This window comes from Streptomyces sp. NPDC093591 (assembly GCF_044764885.1).
Taxonomy (GTDB): Bacteria; Actinomycetota; Actinomycetes; order Streptomycetales; family Streptomycetaceae; genus Streptomyces.
This window is the reverse complement of record NZ_JBIWIY010000001.1, coordinates 634,189-650,396: the sequence shown is the minus strand read 5'-3', so window position 1 is coordinate 650,396 and position 16,208 is coordinate 634,189. Positions and strand designations below refer to the sequence as shown.

The following is a 16,208-nucleotide window of genomic DNA, read 5'->3' as shown; positions in this document are numbered from 1 at the left end:
AACTCCGGGGCCATGGAGATTATGTGCGGAACATATGCCTAAACTCTGGATCCCGCACGGAGAGGGACCCTTACGTGAGTGAACCCAACGGCCCCGTCTGCCCGTTGTGCGGTGCACCCCGGGCATCGGACGGGACTCCGGCCTGCTCCTGCGCCCGCCGCGCCTCCGAGGCCCGCCGCAACGCGCGCACGGCGGAGGCGGCGGCCGCGGAGGACTTCGATCCCGTGCGGATACGGCCGTTCGTGGAGCTCGGTGACGACAGCGGGGCAGCTCCGGCGGCGGTGGACGAAGTCCCGCAGGAGCCAAGGGACTTGGCGGACCCGGACGGCATGCCCACGTCCCCGGCCGCAGCAGAGACGGCGCCCGGCGGAGCGCCCCTCGCCGGCCCGGCCGACGCCCAGGCAGGCCCCCCACGCAGGCGCCGCACCCTCCTCATCACGGGTGCGGGCGCCACCCTGGTCGTCCTGCTGACGGGCGCTTTCCTGGGCGGCCTGTTCCTGTACGACAGCCCTTCGCGGGACAGATCCGTGTCCGACGACGTACGGGCGCCCGTCCCGGACGGCTCCGCCGAGGACGGCACCTCTCCCGAGGGGCAGTCCGCCGGTACGGCCTCCGCATCGGCGTCCCGGAGCCCCACGTCATCGCCCAGCGCGACCCCGAGCGACAGCTCCGCCCCGCCGACCGGCTCCGCCGCCGTCCCGACCGCGGCTCCCTCCAGTGCGGGTGCCACCACCAGCGGCGCCCCCGAACCGAGTGACGCGGAAGGGCAGCCCCCGGTCCTGCGGTTCGGCGACCGGGGGCCGGAGGTCACCGAACTCCAGCTCCGCCTGCGCCAGATCGGCCACTACGGCGGAGACATCGACGGCGACTACGACCGCGAGGTCGAGAGCGCGGTGCGCGCCTACCAGCTCACCCGCGTCATCCTCGGCGACGAGTCCGGCGTCTACGGCACTCCGACCCGGAAGTCACTCGAATCCGAGACCTCTGAGCCGTGATCACCGAGCCGTGAGGGCCCGGCACGGGAGCGCTCGCTCGTCGGCTGCACCGCCCCCGTCCGTCACCCGGTACACGGACGCGCCCGGAGCCCGGGAGACGGCCTCCGTGAGCCGACCGTCCGTGAAGAGGGCGCCGGTGCCGTCGTCGAGGGCCCATCCGGCGGGCAGGGCCCCCGTCGCCACGGCCGACCGGTAGGAAGGGCGGCGCCCGGGTTCGCTGTCGTAGTGCGGGCACACCGAACCCGGCAGCAGGCCCAGGCCGTTCGGGAGGAAGGTGAGCGGGCCGAAGGAGTCGGTGAGCGAGGCCTCGGCCCAGCAGTTGGCGCCCGCGCTGATACCGCACAGCAGGCTTCCCTGGTCGTAGGCGGCGCGCAGCAGGCGGTCCACGCCGTGCGCGCGCCACACGGCGAGGAGGTTCGCGGTGTTGCCGCCGCCCACATAGACGACGTCCTGAGCGAGCAGGAACGCACGCAGCGCGTCGTCGTCGAGCTCCCTCTCGAACAGCCGCAGGACGGAGGGCTCGCAGTCCGGCCGGCCGCGGAACGCGGCGAGGAACTTCTCGATGTACGCGGGCGCGTCACCGCTGGCGGTGGGCAGGAAGCAGACCTTGGGGCGGGGCGTCCGCGCCTGTCCCAGCACCCAGTCGTCCAACAGGCCGTCCTCGTCGGTGGAGAAGCCCCCGCCGAGCAGGGCCAGGCGGCGCCGGTGGCTCACGCCGTCCCCTCCAGCAGCTCCGCGACCGTCGTCACCCGGATCAACGGCCGGTACAGGTCCAGCACGTGCAACGCCTTGGCGTGCGAGTCGTCGTCCGCACCCGCGCAGGCGTCGGCGACGACCAGCACCTCGACGCCCGCGTCGGCGGCCGCCAGCGCCGTCGACAGCACGCAGCAGTCGGTACTGACACCGGCCAGGACCAGGCGGCCCGCCAGGACGGTGCGTCGGGCCAGCTCCGGGGTCCACTTGCCGAAGGTGGTGGCGTCCAGTACGTGCTGTGCCTGATCGACGAACTCGTCCGTCAGCTGCCACAGTCGGGCGTGCGCAGGTCGCAGGGCGAAGGGGTGCTGTTCGTAGTACGCCCGCCAGGCTCCTTCCGGTTGGCCGGGTGCCACGAAGCGGGTGAAGGTGACCCGGTCCCCGAAGGCCGGCAAGAGGCGCCGTACGCCTGCCGCCGCTTCGGCGAAGCGTGGGGAGGCCCAGGGGCTGTCGGCGTCGGCGAAGACGCGCTGCATGTCGATGACGGCGAGCCATCCGGTGGTCATACGGTCGCCTCCTCGTCCGGCGTCGGGCTCGGTGCCTGCGCCTCCTGTTCGCGGACGCGTCCGCGCCGCAGCGCCAGCGTGCCGAGGAAGCCGAGCGCGAGGGCCGCCAGGACGCCGAGGTTGGCGTAGGCCCACGCTCCTGACCTGCCGCCGAGGCCCAGGGGGCCGAGCAGATAGCCCTGCCAGTCCAGCCAGCTCGCCGTCGAGTTGGTGACCAGGCCCCAGCCGAGGACGGTGGCCGTGAGCGTGAGGAGCAGGGGGGTCGGCGGGACGTCGCCGTAGCGGCCGGCCGGGCGGTAGAGGTCGGGGTCGTCGTAGTCGCGGCGGCGCAGGGTCAGGTCGGCGAGCATGATGCCGCACCAGGCGGCGATGGGGACGCCGAGGGTGGTGAGGAAGCCCATGAACGGGCCGAGGAAGTCGTCGGCGACGAACACGATGTAGATCGAGCCCACGATCATCAGGACGCCGTCGGCCAGCGCGGCCAGGTAGCGGGGCACGCGCAGGCCCGCCGAGAGCAGGGCCAGGCCGGACGAGTAGATGTCGAGGACCGCGCCGCCGACGAGGCCGAGGACGGCGACGACGGCGAACGGCACCAGGAACCAGGTCGGCAGGATGGTCGTCAGCGCGCCGATGGGGTCCGCGGCGACGGCGGCGCTGAGGTCGCCGGAGGAGCCGGCCAGCAGGAGGCCGAAGACCAGCAGGAGAAGGGGGGCCAGCGAAGCGCCGAAAGTGGTCCAGCCGATCACGCCCCGGCCCGACGCGGTGCGCGGCAGATAGCGGGAGTAGTCGGCGGCCGCGTTGACCCAGCCGAGGCCGAAGCCGGTCATCATGAACACGAGCGCGCCGATGAACTCCTGGGCGGAGCCCGCCGGTACGGCGCTGACGGCGGACCAGTGGATGTGGTCGGCGACGAGGGCGACGTACACGATGGTGAGCACACCCGTGACCACGGTGATCACTGCCTGCAGCCGCATGATCAGGTCGAAGCCCATGACGCCGACGACCACGACCAGCGCGCCCACCAGGACGAGGGCGACCACCTTCGTGCCCGTACCGCCGCCCCAGCCGAGCCGGCCGAACACGGTCGCGGTGGCCATGGTGGCCAGCGCGCACAGCACGGTCTCCCAGCCGACGGTGAGGACCCAGGAGATCACCGACGGCAGCCGGTTGCCGCGGACGCCGTACGCGGCGCGGCCGAGCACCATCGTCGGCGCGGAGCCGCGCTTTCCGGCGACGGCGACGAACCCGCACAGCAGGAACGAGAAGACGATGCCGACGACTCCGGCGGACAGCGCCTGCCAGAAGGAGATCCCGAAGCCGAGCGCGAAGGCACCGTAACTCAGGCCCAGGATGGACACGTTGGCGCCGAACCAGGGCCAGAACAGGGTGCGGGGCGTGCCTTTGCGCTCGGCGTCCGCGATCACGTCGAGGCCGTGGGTCTCCACCTGGAGCTTGCGGCCCGGGGTGCGGTCGTCGCGTGGGTCCGGGGGTGTGATCATCCCGGCATCGTCGCACCGCTCACCCCGCCGGGGAAGAAGGACGCCGATCCACGCACCGGCTTACCGCGACCACCTGCTGGAGATCCTCCGCGACTGGTGACTCCTTCGGGCCACGCGGCACGTTCAGTACTTCTTGGCGCCCGCCACGATCGCCTCGCGGATGCGGTGGTACGTCCCGCAGCGGCAGACGTTGCGGATCTCGTCGAGGTCGGCCTCGCTGATCTCGCGGCCCTCCTCGCGGGCCTGGCGGACCTTGGCGACGGCGGTCATGATCTGGCCAGGCTGGCAGTAGCCGCACTGGGCGACGTCGTACTCCAGCCAGGCCTCCTGCATGGGGTGGAGCTCCTTGCCGACCGTGGCGGGCAGCCCTTCGATGGTGGTGACCTCGTCGGTGGGCCGCAGGTCCTTCACGGGGACCGAACAGGGGTTGAACGCCTTGCCGTTGATGTGGCTCGTGCACGCCTGGCACACGCCGAGGCCGCAGCCGTACTTCGGGCCGGTGACGCCCAGGACGTCGCGGAGCACCCACAGCAGCCGTACGTCGTCCTCGATGTCCACGGTGACGGGCTCGCCGTTGAGGATGAAGGTGTGTTCGGGCACGGTGGCTCCTAGAAGGCGCGGCTCAGGCCGTCGGTCGGGGACGCGGGGATCGGCGGGGTGGTGGGCAGCGGCTCGAAGCCGAGCGGTTCGCCGTGGTTGAGGGGGAACGTCGTCGGCATGGTGCCGGTCGCGCGGCCGTAGGCGCAGGCGACGGCCGCCATCGCGCCCGCGACGGCCAGCTCGCCCGCGCCGCCGGGGGTGTCGGTGGTCGGCGGCATCACCACGATCCGCAGCTCCGGCGGGGTGTTCCACTGGCGGGTGTAGAAGTAGTTGTCCCAGCTTCCTTCCAGGAAGTGCCCGTCCGCGAGGTGCAGCCCGGAGCTGAGCGTGATCGCGATGCCGTCCATGATGCCGCCCATCATCTGGGCCTCCAGGCCGCGCGGGTTGACGGCCAGTCCGACGTCCACGGCGCACACGACCTTGGTGACGCGCGGGCCGGTGTAGGCGTCGGGGATCTTCCGGCCGGTGGTCTCGGGACGGCAGTCGATCTCGGCGAGGACGGCGACGTACGCGTGGTACTCGGGGTGGATCGCGATGCCCTGTGCCGTGCCCGCCGGCATGCCGCGGCCCCACTCCCCCACCTCGGCGACCTTGTCGAGGACGGCCCGCGCCCGCTCGTCCTTGAGGAAGGCGCGGCGGAACCGGTAGGGGTCCTTGCCCATGCGCCGGGCGAGTTCGTCCACGACCAGCTCCTGCGCGCAGCGCACGTTGGGCGAGTAGATGTTGCGCATGGAGCCGGTGTTGAAGCGCTTGTCGGTCTCGCTGAGGAGCTGGGTGACCACGCCGAAGTTGTACGGGGTCTGCTGGGTGAGCGCGAAGATCGTCTCGGAGAAGGTGAGGTCGCCGACGGGCAGGCGGGCGGCCTCGGCGGTGATGATCTCGCCGACGCCGTGGCCGAAGTCGGTGGCCACGGAGGTGTGGCGCTGGTCGTAGGTGAGCACCTGGCCGAGCGCGTGGGTGGCGCGTACCCGGGACGTCGACATGGGGTGGGTGCGGCCCTGACGGAAGTCGTCGGTGCGGTGCCACATCAGTCTGACCGGCTTGCCCATGGCCCGGGAGATCTCCGCGGCCTCGGCGGCGGCGTCGTGGAAGAGCTTGCGCCCGAACGAGCCGCCGCCCTCCGTCACATGGACCTTGACGGCGGTCACCGGGAGGCCTAGCTCGAGGGCGATCTCCTCCTGGGCGGTGATCGGCGACTTCAGGCTTGCCCAGATCTCGGCCGAGTCCTCGCGTACGTCGGCGACGGCGCAGTTGGTCTCCAGGGCGCTGTTGCTGGCGAAGTGGAAGGTGAAGCGGGCGTCGACCGCCTTGGTCAGCAAGTCCAGGCCGGGGAGCGGGAGTTCGGCCTTGCGCAGTGCGGCGCGGACGGTGTCGTCGGAGGCGTCCTGCGCCGTTCCCGGCGCCCAGGTGACCTCCAGCGCGCGCACCGCGTCGATGCACTGGCCGAAGGTGCGGCCGCGTACGGCGACGCCGGTCGAGATCCGTACGACGTCGGTGATGCCGGGCATGGCCCGCACCTCGTCCAGGTTCCCGACGGAGCGGACGGTGCCGTTGATCGTCGGCGGCCGGCACACCATGGTGGGCAGCGCGCCCGGCACTGCCACGTCCATGGCGAACTTCTTGCGTCCGGTGACCGCCTCCAGCGCGTCGATACGCCGCCGTGCGGTGCCGATGACCTTGAAGTCGGCGCGCTCCTTCAGGGTCACGGAGACCTGGCCGGTGGCCACCGAGGCGGCCTTCTCGGCGAGTTCGCCGTAGGTGAGGCTCTTGCCGGTGACGGTCGAGGTGATGGTCCCGGCCTTCGCAGTGAGGGTGTCGAGGACCTCCCCCAGTTCGAGCGCGGCGGCCCTGAGGAGCCGACCGCGGGCCACCGCGGCCGCCACGCGGATCGGGGTGTAGGTGGAGATGGTGGTGTTGGAGCCGCCGGTGATCTGGTTGAACAGCAGCTCGGGGCGGGCGTCGGCGAGGGTGACGCGGATCTTCTCCAGGGGCAGGTCCAGCTCCTCCGCGATGAGCATGGCGCTGGAGGTGGTGATGCCCTGGCCGACCTCGGCCCGGGGCAGCGCGAAGGAGGCCGTGCCGTCGGTGTCGAGCCGGATGGTGATCAGGTTCGCCGTGGGCAGCGCGGCGTGGGTGAGCATGTCGTTGAGGTCGTAGATCTCCGCCGGCCCGGGTACGGAGGGGACCGCCGCATCCGCCTCGGTGGGCGCGAGGAGCGTCTCGCCGAGTGGGGCGGCCACGGTGAGGGTGGACGCGGCCACCACGTACCCGAGGAATCGTCGCCGGCCGATGCCTTCCGAGGCGGCGTCCGGCTGCTCCGGACGGTCGTGAGCTCCCATCGGCTGTCCTCCCGACGACGTGCGGCTCCGCCCGTTCTTGGCGGATCTTGACTGTGCACGGCCCGGGCGCGTTGCGGAAGATCCTTGCGGCACTTCAACACGCAACACCCACAACCCACGTCCACACCACCGCCTCAGAAACCTCCCTTGCGGAACTCGCTGACCGAGGCGGTCGACACGCCGGTCACGTTGTGGCGGTCGCCGCTCGCGTCGCGGTTGCCCTCGTCGTGGTTGTAGCCGAGCTTCCCGCGACCTGCCCGATGTGATCAGACCCGGACAGGGCTGGACCTCCGACGGCGCCGAGATCCAGGTGGCGTTGCTCGCGCCCGGGGCGAGCGGTCAGGAGCAGGCGGAGGCGCTGCGCGCCATCGGAGCCGAGGCGAACCGCCGCGACGCCGGGCTGCCCGCCGCCCGGCGGCCCGTGCGGATCGGCACCCTGCCGGCGAAGGTGGAGTTCACGGCGGCGTACGAGAAGGTGCCCGAGGAACTGCGACGGCCCCTATGGGGTTTGCTGGGGCTGGGGGGCGACGATGTCGCACCGGTCGGGGTGGACTTCGCCGGCTCCTCGCCGACGTTCGTGGTCGCAGGGCCGCCCGGCTCCGGGCGCAGCACCACGCTGGCCGGCCTGGCGGTCTCCCTGCTCGCCTCCGGCACCCGGCTCGTCGTGCTCACGCCCCGGGAGTCGCCGCTGCGCGCCCTGAACGGTCATCCGGGGGTACGGCTGCTCACCGCGCAGTCCCCCACGGCACCGGAGCTGGCCGCCGCCGTGGGCAGCGGCAACGAGCCCCGGGTGGTTCTCGTCGACGACGCCGATCTGCTGATCCTGCCGGAGATCGACCAGGACCTGCGGGCCCTGGTCGAGTCCGGGCGGGACCGTGGCGTTGGTGTGGTCGCCGGTGTCACCGGGGAGACGATGGCGGGTGCCATGGGCTGGCTCAGTGCCCTGAAGCGGCACCGGCGGGGCGTGCTCCTCGCCCCCCCAGAATGTGATGGAGGGCGACATCCTGGGCGTCCGGCTCACCCAGGCTCAGCTGCGCAACCGCAGACCGGGCCGGGGCCTGACAGTCGACCCGCGCTCCGGGAAGCTGATCAGCGTGCAGATACCTCAGACCGCTCTCGGCTGACGGCTGCGGGCGTGTTGCAGGCGCCGGCGGCGCACTCCGTCAGCCACTGGTCGAAGTCGGCGTCGTAGCGGGTGCCGATGTCGGTGGCGTAGACGGCGTGGCCGCCGGCGTAGTCCCCGACGCGGAAGCGGGCCAGCATGCGGTGGATGTCGGCCGGGTGACGCTCGAACATGTAGCGGACGGCGAGGTAGCCCCACGGGTAGGTGCGGGTCACGTCGCTGTTGGCGTAGGTGTTCTGGAACAGCGTGCTCAGCCGGTACGTGTGCTTGCCCGCCTCCGCCACCGCCTGCGCGTCGGTGATCCCGCGGTAGCCGTAGGAGACGTACTCGGCCAGGCCCTCGATCCACCACACGTCCGGCACGGACGTCTGCTGGGCGAAGTCGCCCTTCATGTTGTACCGGGCGTCCAGGTAGTGGGTGTACTCGTGGTTGAGGTTCCAGATCCTGGCCGCGTGCCCGTCGTCCCGGCTCTTCTGGTACATGACGGCGAAGGGTTCGTTGGCAGGGTCGGCCGGGTCTCCGATCAGGGTCATGCCGCCGTTGTCCGTGCTGATCCCGAAGATCGCCCCGGCGTAGGTGCGGTAGTCGGCGCTGCTGGCGAAGACGACGAGGTCGAGGGTCGACAGATACTGCCCGGGTATGGGGCCGTCGTCCCGCACGAGATCGTGGAAGTACCGGCCCTGTCCCAGGACACTGGCGCACGCCGCGTCGAGATCGGCCGAGGTGAGCGCCTGGGCCCGGATGGTGTGCGTGGCGTCGCAGGAGTGGGCGATCGGCAGGGCCGCCCTGGTCAGCTGGCCGGCGAGGTCACAGACGCCGTAGTAGGAGCAGTTGGGGCCGTCGTAGTACTCGGCCTGGGTCGCCACCGCCACCCACAGTCCGGCCGTGGGGCCGGTGATCCGCGAGGCGCCCAGCAGTTCCCTGGCCAGGGGGCGCACCGTGGCTCGCAGCGCCGGGTGTTCGACGTAACGGGCCAGGTTCATCCCGGCGTTGGACGCCAGGTACGCCCGGTCGGTGTCGAGCAGGTCGAGGTGATCGAGCGCGAAGGTGCGCAGGGTCCGGACGATGGACGGGTCGGCGGCGACGGCGTCGACGTAGGCCGGGTTCCAATTGCCGCGCCAGAGCGGGGTATAGACGGCGTTGACGGCGGCAAGCATGCTGCGGATGGCGTCGTAGGAGCTGTCGTAGGCGTTCAGCATCCGCCGGTAGGTCCTCAGATAGCGGGCCTGCTGGTCGGCGCTGTCGGTGAGGACGACGACCTCGCTCAGGACGTCGCCGTTGGCCGCGGTGACGTCCCGGGAGCGGGGGCGCGCGAAGAAGGTGTCCAGGCCGCTGACGGTGTTGCGGGCCAGGGGTGCGCCGTACGGGCCGACGTCGTCCGGGTGGTTGAACTGCACGTAGTAGCCGGCGCGCAGGAACAGGACGAGCTGCCACACGCGGCCCGAGTTGTCGCCGCGATAGGTCCGCGCCGTATGCGTGAACGCCTTGGCGACGGTGACCATCTGGGACTCACGGAAGATGTCGCGGGCCTCCGGACCGGTCACCGCGAACAGGCTGTTGACGCAGTCCGTGGTCGAGGCCTTGACGAACGCGACGAGCTCGGCGCCGGTCCGGCGGCCGAAGTCGTCCGGGCTGCACGAGGCCGCCTTCGCGGCGGAGTCCGTACGCGGAGGGGTCGGTGCGGACGTCGGTGCCAGGGGCGGGAGTTCGGCCGGGATGAGCGGCTTGCCGTGTACGACGGGACGGGCGGCCGTGTCGGCCCTCGCCCCGATCGGCGGCGGGGGTTGCGTCGCCGACCGGGGCGAGGTCACGGAGGCGGTGGGGCCGGTGTCGGCCGGGGGTGCCGCGAGCGCGGGCGTCGACAGCAGGCCGGAGAGCGTGGCGCCGACGACGAGGGCGCCGGCCGTGCGTCTGGGCAGCACGAAGCGGTAGCGCATCTGGTTTCCTCCACGGATGTGATGCGCCTCGATACGGGTGCTGAGGCGTGTGAGGCACTGTCCCAGCGCGGACCTGCCCCAACAATGGCGTGTGACATAGCACATGGCACCGTCGGGCCATAACCTCCGTCGTCGGCTACGCCTTGGTCACGCTCCACGTGCGCGCCGCCCATGTGCGCAAGTGGGGGGAGCGTGCGACGAGTTCGCGGTACGCGCCGGTCGCGGACTGCAACAGCGCCTCGACCGCCGGCTCGGCGACCGCGTCACGCCGCCAGGCCAGCACATAGCGGCACCACAACGGCGTACCGATCAGCGGCTTCACCACGACCTGCGGGATCGGCCGGGTCGTCGCCTGGACGACGGCCACACCGAGGCCGTCGGCGATCATCCCCTGCAACTGCGACCGGTCGCCGAGGAATTCGTGCACGGCCTTCGGTGTGAAGCCGGCCGCCGCGCACGCCGTGTGGAAGACGCCGGGCCAGCCGGCCCCGTCGTCCGGCGTCAGGAACCAGGCCTCCTCGGCCAGATCGGCGAGGGCGATCTGAGGACGCCGGGCGAGTGGATGCCGGGCGGGCAGGGCCACGAAGTTCGGCTCGGTGACGATCCCCCGGTGGGCCACCGCGTCCGAGTGCTCCAGCTCCTTTCCCGGATAGTCCGCGGCGATGGCCACGTCCGCCGCACACTCCTCCAGCAGTTCGACGATGCGCGAGGAGGCGTACACACTGCTCACCGCGAGCGAGACCTCCGGAAGCCGGGCGCGGACCCCGGAGACCATGCCCGCCAGCATCGGCGAGTTCGTCGCCGCCACGCGCAGGGTCCGACGGACCGGCGCCCCGGGGCCGGGACGGCGCCCGATCGCGGCAGCGCGGGCCAGGACGTCACGCGCCTGGGCGACCACCTCGACGCCGTACGGAGTCGGCCGCACGCCCGCCGGGCCGCGCTCGAACAGCGGCTCACCGAAGTGCCCTTCGATGCGCCGGAGTTGGGTACTCACGGCGGGCTGCGAGTACCCGAGGTCGGCCGCGGCCCGGCCGACGCTTCCCGCGTCGGCGACCGCGCACAGCACCCGCAGATGCCTCAGCTCCAGTTCCACCCGTCACTCCCCCGATCCATATCTCACACAAACAGCATCAATATCGGTCATCTCGCCCCCCGTGTGACCCCCCTGTGAACGCCCGTCGCACTGCATGGTTAGCATATGAGCGCCACCTAGCTCGAAAGATAGGCACCGTGACTGTCAACGACGACTCGTTCACCAACTGGAAGAACCGCGAGGAGATCGCGGAGTCGATGATCCCGATCATCGGGAAGCTGCACCGCGAGCGGGACGTCACCGTCCTGCTGCACAGCCGCTCCTTGGTGAACAAGTCGGTGGTCAGCATCCTGAAGACGCACCGGTTCGCCCGGCAGATCGCCGGTGAGGAGCTCTCGGTCACCGAGACGCTGCCCTTCCTCCAGGCCCTGACCACGCTCGACCTCGGTCCGTCCCAGATCGACATCGGCATGCTGGCCGCGACGTACAAGGCCGACGACCGCGGTCTGTCCGTGGAGGCGTTCACCGCCGAGGCCGTCGCCGGCGCCACCGGCGCCAACAAGATCGAGCGCGGCGAGGGACGCGACGTCGTCCTCTACGGCTTCGGCCGCATCGGCCGCCTGGTCGCCCGCCTGCTCATCGAGAAGTCCGGCTCGGGCAACGGCCTGCGGCTGCGCGCCGTCATCGTGCGCGGCGGCGGGGAGCAGGACATCGTCAAGCGCGCCTCGCTGCTGCGCCGTGACTCCATCCACGGCCAGTTCCAGGGCACGATCACCGTCGACGAGGCGAGCAGCACGATCTTCGCCAACGGCAACGCGATCAAGGTGATCTACGCCAACGACCCGTCCGAGGTCGACTACACGGCGTACGGCATCAAGAACGCCATCCTCATCGACAACACCGGCAAGTGGCGCGACCGCGAGGGCCTGTCCAACCACCTGCGCCCCGGCATCGACAAGGTCGTCCTGACGGCACCGGGCAAGGGCGATGTCCCGAACATCGTCCACGGCGTCAACCACGACACCGTCAAGCCGGACGAGCAGATCCTGTCCTGCGCCTCCTGCACGACCAACGCCATAGTGCCGCCGCTGAAGGCGATGGACGACGAGTACGGCGTCCTGCGCGGCCACGTGGAGACCGTCCACTCGTTCACCAACGACCAGAACCTGCTGGACAACTACCACAAGTCCGAGCGCCGCGGCCGCAGTGCGCCGCTGAACATGGTCATCACCGAGACCGGTGCCGCCTCGGCCGTCGCCAAGGCGCTGCCCAACCTCAAGGCGAGGATCACCGGCAGCTCGATCCGCGTCCCGGTGCCGGACGTCTCGATCGCGATCCTCAACCTCCAGCTCGCGCGGGAGACCGACCGCCAGGAGGTCCTCGACTACCTGCGCGACGTGTCGCTGACCTCGCCGCTGCGCCGCCAGATCGACTTCATCACGGCCCCCGACGCGGTCTCCAGCGACTTCATCGGTTCGCGGCACGCCTCGATCGTGGACGCAGGCGCCCTGAAGGTCGAGGGCGACAACGCGATCCTCTACCTCTGGTACGACAACGAGTTCGGCTACTCCTGCCAGGTCATCCGTGTCGTCCAGCACGTCTCGGGTGTGGAGTACCCCACTTACCCGGCTCCGGCGGTCTGATCCCGCCCAGCCGTCACCGACCCGTCTGCCGGCAATGCGGTGCCGACAGGCGGGTCGGCGCTTCCCGCGCTCAGTGGCCGCGGAACGCCTCCTCCAGCCACCAGGACCCTCGATCGGCGACCACCTTGGCGTCGACGAGCAGCGGCGCGGTTCGCGGGCCGGCGACCCAGTCGGCGACGGCCTTCAGGTCGGCCCGGGACCGGACGGTCACCGCCTCGAAGCCGTAGCCCCGCCCGATGGCGGCGATGTCCGTCGGCGGGAACCGGACGGTGTCCAGCGGATGCCCCTGGGGACCGAAGTGGTGCACCTCGGCGCCGTAGGCCTCGTCGTCGTACACGACGACCACCATGGGCAGCCCGAGACGGCCTACGGTGTCCAGCTCGACGGCGCTCATCAGCGCGCCGCCGTCGCCGAGCGCGGCCACGGGCAGCCGGTCCGGCTGTGCCAGCGCCGCCCCGATCGTGGTCGCCAGCCCCAGGCCTATCGACTGGAACGCCTGCGTGAAGCAGAAGCCCTTCTCGTCCGGCACCGACAGGTACGCGCTCGGGTAGCCCATGAAGTTGCCGGAGTCCACGCCGACCACCCGCTCCGCGGGCAGGATGTCGTCGAGCGCGGCGCTCAGCGTCCGCGGGTCGATCCGCTCACGTGTGCTCGTGTCCTCGTGCGGCACGTCACGCCAACGTATTCGTGCCGCGAGGGCCGCGCCGACCTCCGCCGTCCGGTAGCCCTCCCGCTGTCCGCCGACGCCCGCCTCGATCGCCTCGCGCGCGGTGAGCCGTACGTCGCCGGTGACGCCGAGGTGCACCGGCCGGTGCGCGCCGAGCGCGGACGGCTCGTCGTCGACCTGTACGACGGTCGCGTCGGCGCCGATCAGATGGCCGTGCCGCATCGTCCACATGTTGAGGGCACAGCCCCAGCCGACGATCAGGTCCGCGCCCCGGATCAGCTCGGCGGCCAAGGGCGAGGCGAAACCGCCGGAGATGCCCAGGGACCACGGGTTGCCGTGGAAGAGCCCGTGGGCGACGGCCGAGGTCGCGGGCAGCGCGCCGTAGTGCTCGGCGAGCGTTTCCAGGGCATCCCGGCTGCCGGGTCCCCGCGCGCCCCGGCCGGCCACGAAGACCGGCCGCCGGGAACGGTCGAGCAGCTCGGCCAATGCCGTCACGTCGGCCCCGTCCGGCTCCACCGCGGCCCGTCGCGGCGGCGGAGCCGCCTGCGCCAGAGCACCGTCGGGCACCTCCAGGGCCTGTACCGGCAGGGGGAGATTGAGCAGGACGGTACGCCGCTCCCCCACCGCCGTCCGGACCGCCGCACACGCCTGCTCGACCGCTTCCTCCGCCGAGGTGACCCGAACCGTGACCGCGCCCACCGCGCGCGCCATCGCCTCCTGGTCGACATGGAAGTTGGACCTGGGCTCGGTCACCTCGGCCGCGAGCACGACGAGCGGCGTGCGGCTCTTGGCCGCCTCCGCGATTCCGGTCATCGCGTTCGTCAGGCCGGGCCCCTGGTGCACGCTCACCACCGCGACGGTGCCGCTGGTCCGGGCGTACGCGTCGGCCATCGTCGCCGCGCCGCCCTCATGGCGTGCGGCGACGAACCGCGCCCCCGCGGCGACCATCGCGTTCGTCACGTGGAAGTTGCCCGATCCGACCACCCCGAAGACCTGGTCGACCCCGGCCGCGCACAGCGCCCGGCCGACCGCTTCCGCGACGTTCATGAGCGCTCCACCAGGGCGAGGACCCGTGCGGGGGCCCCGGAGCCCGTGACGATGGGCAGCGGTCCCGCGATCACGACGGCGCCGGTCGGCGGCAGCGCGGCGAGGTTCCGCAGCTGGGTCAGGCCGTATTTGTCGCTGCCCATGAGGTAGGAATGGCAGGGAAAGGCGGGGTCGAACGAGAACGCGCGCCCGGCATCCGTCCCCACCGTCTCCACACCGAGGCCGATCACGGGCGCCTCCTCGGCGACCCAGCGGGCGCACTCCACCGACAGACCGGGGGTGTGCGGGCCGTCCTCGTCGGCGTTGAGGAACGCCTCCTGCGCATGCGAGCGCGCGTCCCAGCCCGTGCGCAGCAACAGCCAACCGCCTTCGGGCAAGGGGCTGTTCTGGGCTTCCCAGGCCTTGACGTGATCGACCTCGACCAGGAAGTCGGGATCCTCGGCGACCTCTTCGGTGAAGTCCAGTACGGCCGCGGGGGCGATGAGCCGGTGGGCCGGGACCGAGGCGACGTCGGCGAGGTCCTTGCCCGTGATCCAGTGGTTCGGGGCGTCGAAGTGGGTGCCGGTGTGCTCGCCGCTGCGGAAGTTGTTCCAGTACCAGGCGGGGCCCCGGTCGTCGTACCGGCTGATCTCCTCCAGTTCGAAGACGGCCGTCTGCCCGAACTCGGGCGGCAGTTGGATCACGGGTGTCGACGACGACAGCGGTGAGGTGAGGTCGACGACTTCGATCGATCCACCTCGCAGAGCGGACACCAGCGCGGCAAGGACGGAGGGCTCGGGCATGGGTGGCTCCTCGGTCGGGGCTCTGAACTGACAGCATCGCAGCCGTACTTCCCACCTCTTGACGCGTCAATGACAACAGTGGCTTCATGTGAAATGGGAGCGCTCCCACCTCATCAAGGGAAGGGAACGGCATGCGCGACACCCGCCGATCACGCTTACAACTCCTCCCGCTCTTCGGCCTGTTGGCCGGCCTACTCCTGCCCCTCAGCATGATCCTCGCACCCCCGGCCGCGGCCGCCCGGGCGGCGGAGCCCGTGCGCATCATGCCGCTGGGCGACTCCATCACCGGCTCGCCCGGCTGCTGGCGGGCGCTGTTGTGGAACCAGCTGCAGAGCGCCGGCTACACGGACATCGACTTCGTCGGCACCCTCGGCCCGCAGGGCTGCGGACAGCCGCACGATGGCGACAACGAGGGACACGGCGGCGAGTTGGTCACCAATGTGGCCGACCAGAACCTGTTGCCGGGCCGGCTGGCGGCCACTCTGCCGGACATCGTTGTCATGCACTTCGGCACGAACGACGTGTGGAGCGCCCTCGCCCCCGACCGGATCCTCGGCGCCTACACCAAGCTGGTGGGGCAGATGCGGGCCTCCAACCCGGACATGAGGATCCTGGTCGCGCAGATCATTCCGATGCACCCGAGCAGTTGCACCGGCTGCGCGCAACGTGTCGTCGACTTCAACGCGCGGATCCCCGAGTGGGCCCGGACGACGAGTACCAGCCGCTCCCCCGTGTCCGTGGTCGACCAGTGGACGGGGTTCGACACGGCCACCGACACCTATGACGGCGTGCACCCCAGCGCCACCGGCGACGAGAAGATCGCCGCCCGCTGGTACCCGGCCCTGGCGGCGCTCCTCGACGCGGGGCCTGGGGATCCCGAAGACCCGGGAGACCCGGAAGATCCAGGAGACCCGGGCGATCCCGGCGACCCGCCCGCCTGCATCGCGTCGTTCCGCGCCGTCTCCTCCTGGCAGGGCGGCTACCAGGGCGAGGTGACGGTGACCAACGCGTCCGCCTCGGCCCTCTCGGGCTGGACCGCGACGGTCGCACCGGCGGCCGGCGCCCGCCTCACCCAGGTCTGGAACGGCACCCTCGGCACGGCCGCCGACGGCACCGCGACCGTCACCAACGCGTCGTGGAACGGCACATTGGCCCCCGGCGCGAGCGCGAGCTTCGGCTTCATCGCCAGTGCCCCGGCAACGGCCGGCACCCCGTCGGCGACCGTCACGTGCACGGCGCGTACCGCGTCATCCTGACGCACCGTCACCCCATCTCACCCTTCGG

At 71.4% G+C, this 16,208-nt stretch carries 13 protein-coding genes; 4 read left to right on the top strand and 9 right to left on the bottom strand.

Features of this window, described 5'->3' with window-relative positions:
* Positions 1-74: 74 nt before the first annotated feature.
* A complete protein-coding gene (locus tag ACIREI_RS02765) occupies positions 75-995 on the top strand; it encodes a peptidoglycan-binding protein (protein WP_403326638.1) in 921 nt (306 codons plus the stop codon).
* On the opposite strand, the gene ACIREI_RS02760 is transcribed toward ACIREI_RS02765, so the two are convergent.
* The 5 genes from ACIREI_RS02760 to ACIREI_RS02740 form a co-directional block, all read right to left on the bottom strand.
* A complete protein-coding gene (locus tag ACIREI_RS02760; protein WP_403326636.1) occupies positions 996-1,709 on the bottom strand; it encodes a Type 1 glutamine amidotransferase-like domain-containing protein in 714 nt (237 codons plus the stop codon).
* Positions 1,706-2,254 (bottom strand): cysteine hydrolase family protein, encoded by a 549-nt coding sequence (locus ACIREI_RS02755; RefSeq protein ID WP_403326634.1) that lies wholly within the window; start codon positions 2,252-2,254, stop codon positions 1,706-1,708. Before ACIREI_RS02755 ends, ACIREI_RS02760 begins: the two co-directional genes overlap by 4 nt.
* Positions 2,251-3,753 (bottom strand): purine-cytosine permease family protein, encoded by a 1,503-nt coding sequence (locus ACIREI_RS02750; RefSeq protein ID WP_403326631.1) that lies wholly within the window; start codon positions 3,751-3,753, stop codon positions 2,251-2,253. Before ACIREI_RS02750 ends, ACIREI_RS02755 begins: the two co-directional genes overlap by 4 nt.
* A gap of 123 nt (positions 3,754-3,876) precedes the next feature.
* Positions 3,877-4,353, bottom strand: a complete 477-nt coding sequence (locus ACIREI_RS02745; protein WP_403326629.1) for a (2Fe-2S)-binding protein — start codon at positions 4,351-4,353, stop codon at positions 3,877-3,879.
* Between the two features lie 8 nt (positions 4,354-4,361).
* Positions 4,362-6,692, bottom strand: coding sequence for a molybdopterin cofactor-binding domain-containing protein (locus ACIREI_RS02740; RefSeq protein WP_403326627.1), 2,331 nt, complete (start codon positions 6,690-6,692; stop codon positions 4,362-4,364).
* A 262-nt stretch (positions 6,693-6,954) separates the two neighbouring features.
* Between ACIREI_RS02740 and ACIREI_RS02735 the strand changes: the two genes are divergently transcribed.
* Entirely contained in the window at positions 6,955-7,884 is a 930-nt protein-coding gene (locus ACIREI_RS02735) for a hypothetical protein (protein ID WP_403326624.1), read from the top strand.
* Here the strand turns inward: ACIREI_RS02735 and ACIREI_RS02730 are convergent.
* Together ACIREI_RS02730 and ACIREI_RS02725 are read right to left on the bottom strand one after the other, a co-directional pair.
* Positions 7,782-9,752 carry a collagenase gene (locus tag ACIREI_RS02730; RefSeq protein ID WP_403326621.1) on the bottom strand — a complete coding sequence of 657 codons (1,971 nt, stop codon included), beginning with the start codon at positions 9,750-9,752 and terminating at the stop codon, positions 7,782-7,784. The genes ACIREI_RS02735 and ACIREI_RS02730 overlap by 103 nt on opposite strands.
* A 136-nt stretch (positions 9,753-9,888) precedes the next feature.
* Positions 9,889-10,845, bottom strand: coding sequence for a LysR family transcriptional regulator (locus tag ACIREI_RS02725; RefSeq protein WP_403326618.1), 957 nt, complete (start codon positions 10,843-10,845; stop codon positions 9,889-9,891).
* 137 nt (positions 10,846-10,982) lie between these two features.
* On the opposite strand from ACIREI_RS02725, the gene ACIREI_RS02720 reads away from it, so the two are divergent.
* On the top strand, positions 10,983-12,428 hold the full coding sequence (locus ACIREI_RS02720; RefSeq protein ID WP_403326616.1) for a glyceraldehyde-3-phosphate dehydrogenase: 1,446 nt from the start codon (positions 10,983-10,985) through the stop codon (positions 12,426-12,428).
* 70 nt (positions 12,429-12,498) lie between these two features.
* On the opposite strand, the gene ACIREI_RS02715 is transcribed toward ACIREI_RS02720, so the two are convergent.
* Both ACIREI_RS02715 and ACIREI_RS02710 read right to left on the bottom strand, forming a co-directional pair.
* A complete protein-coding gene (locus ACIREI_RS02715; RefSeq protein ID WP_403326613.1) occupies positions 12,499-14,142 on the bottom strand; it encodes a thiamine pyrophosphate-binding protein in 1,644 nt (547 codons plus the stop codon).
* Complete coding sequence (locus tag ACIREI_RS02710) at positions 14,139-14,924, bottom strand: cyclase family protein (protein ID WP_403326610.1); 786 nt, start codon at positions 14,922-14,924, stop codon at positions 14,139-14,141. Before ACIREI_RS02710 ends, ACIREI_RS02715 begins: the two co-directional genes overlap by 4 nt.
* A 131-nt stretch (positions 14,925-15,055) precedes the next feature.
* Here ACIREI_RS02710 and ACIREI_RS02705 point away from each other — a divergent pair, with 131 nt between their 5' ends.
* Complete coding sequence (locus ACIREI_RS02705) at positions 15,056-16,180, top strand: cellulose binding domain-containing protein (RefSeq protein ID WP_403326608.1); 1,125 nt, start codon at positions 15,056-15,058, stop codon at positions 16,178-16,180.
* Positions 16,181-16,208 lie beyond the last annotated feature (28 nt).

Bases quoted from the DNA above. Each gene is read 5' to 3' on its own strand.
- ACIREI_RS02755 (WP_403326634.1), bottom strand. From the start codon at position 2,254: ATGACCACCGGATGGCTCGCCGTCATCGACATGCAGCGCGTCTTCGCC.
- ACIREI_RS02750 (WP_403326631.1), bottom strand. From the start codon at position 3,753: ATGATCACACCCCCGGACCCACGCGACGACCGCACCCCGGGCCGCAAG.
- ACIREI_RS02740 (WP_403326627.1), bottom strand. From the start codon at position 6,692: ATGGGAGCTCACGACCGTCCGGAGCAGCCGGACGCCGCCTCGGAAGGC.
- ACIREI_RS02730 (WP_403326621.1), bottom strand. From the start codon at position 9,752: ATGCGCTACCGCTTCGTGCTGCCCAGACGCACGGCCGGCGCCCTCGTC.
- ACIREI_RS02715 (WP_403326613.1), bottom strand. From the start codon at position 14,142: ATGAACGTCGCGGAAGCGGTCGGCCGGGCGCTGTGCGCGGCCGGGGTC.
- ACIREI_RS02710 (WP_403326610.1), bottom strand. From the start codon at position 14,924: ATGCCCGAGCCCTCCGTCCTTGCCGCGCTGGTGTCCGCTCTGCGAGGT.
- ACIREI_RS02705 (WP_403326608.1), top strand. From the start codon at position 15,056: ATGCGCGACACCCGCCGATCACGCTTACAACTCCTCCCGCTCTTCGGC.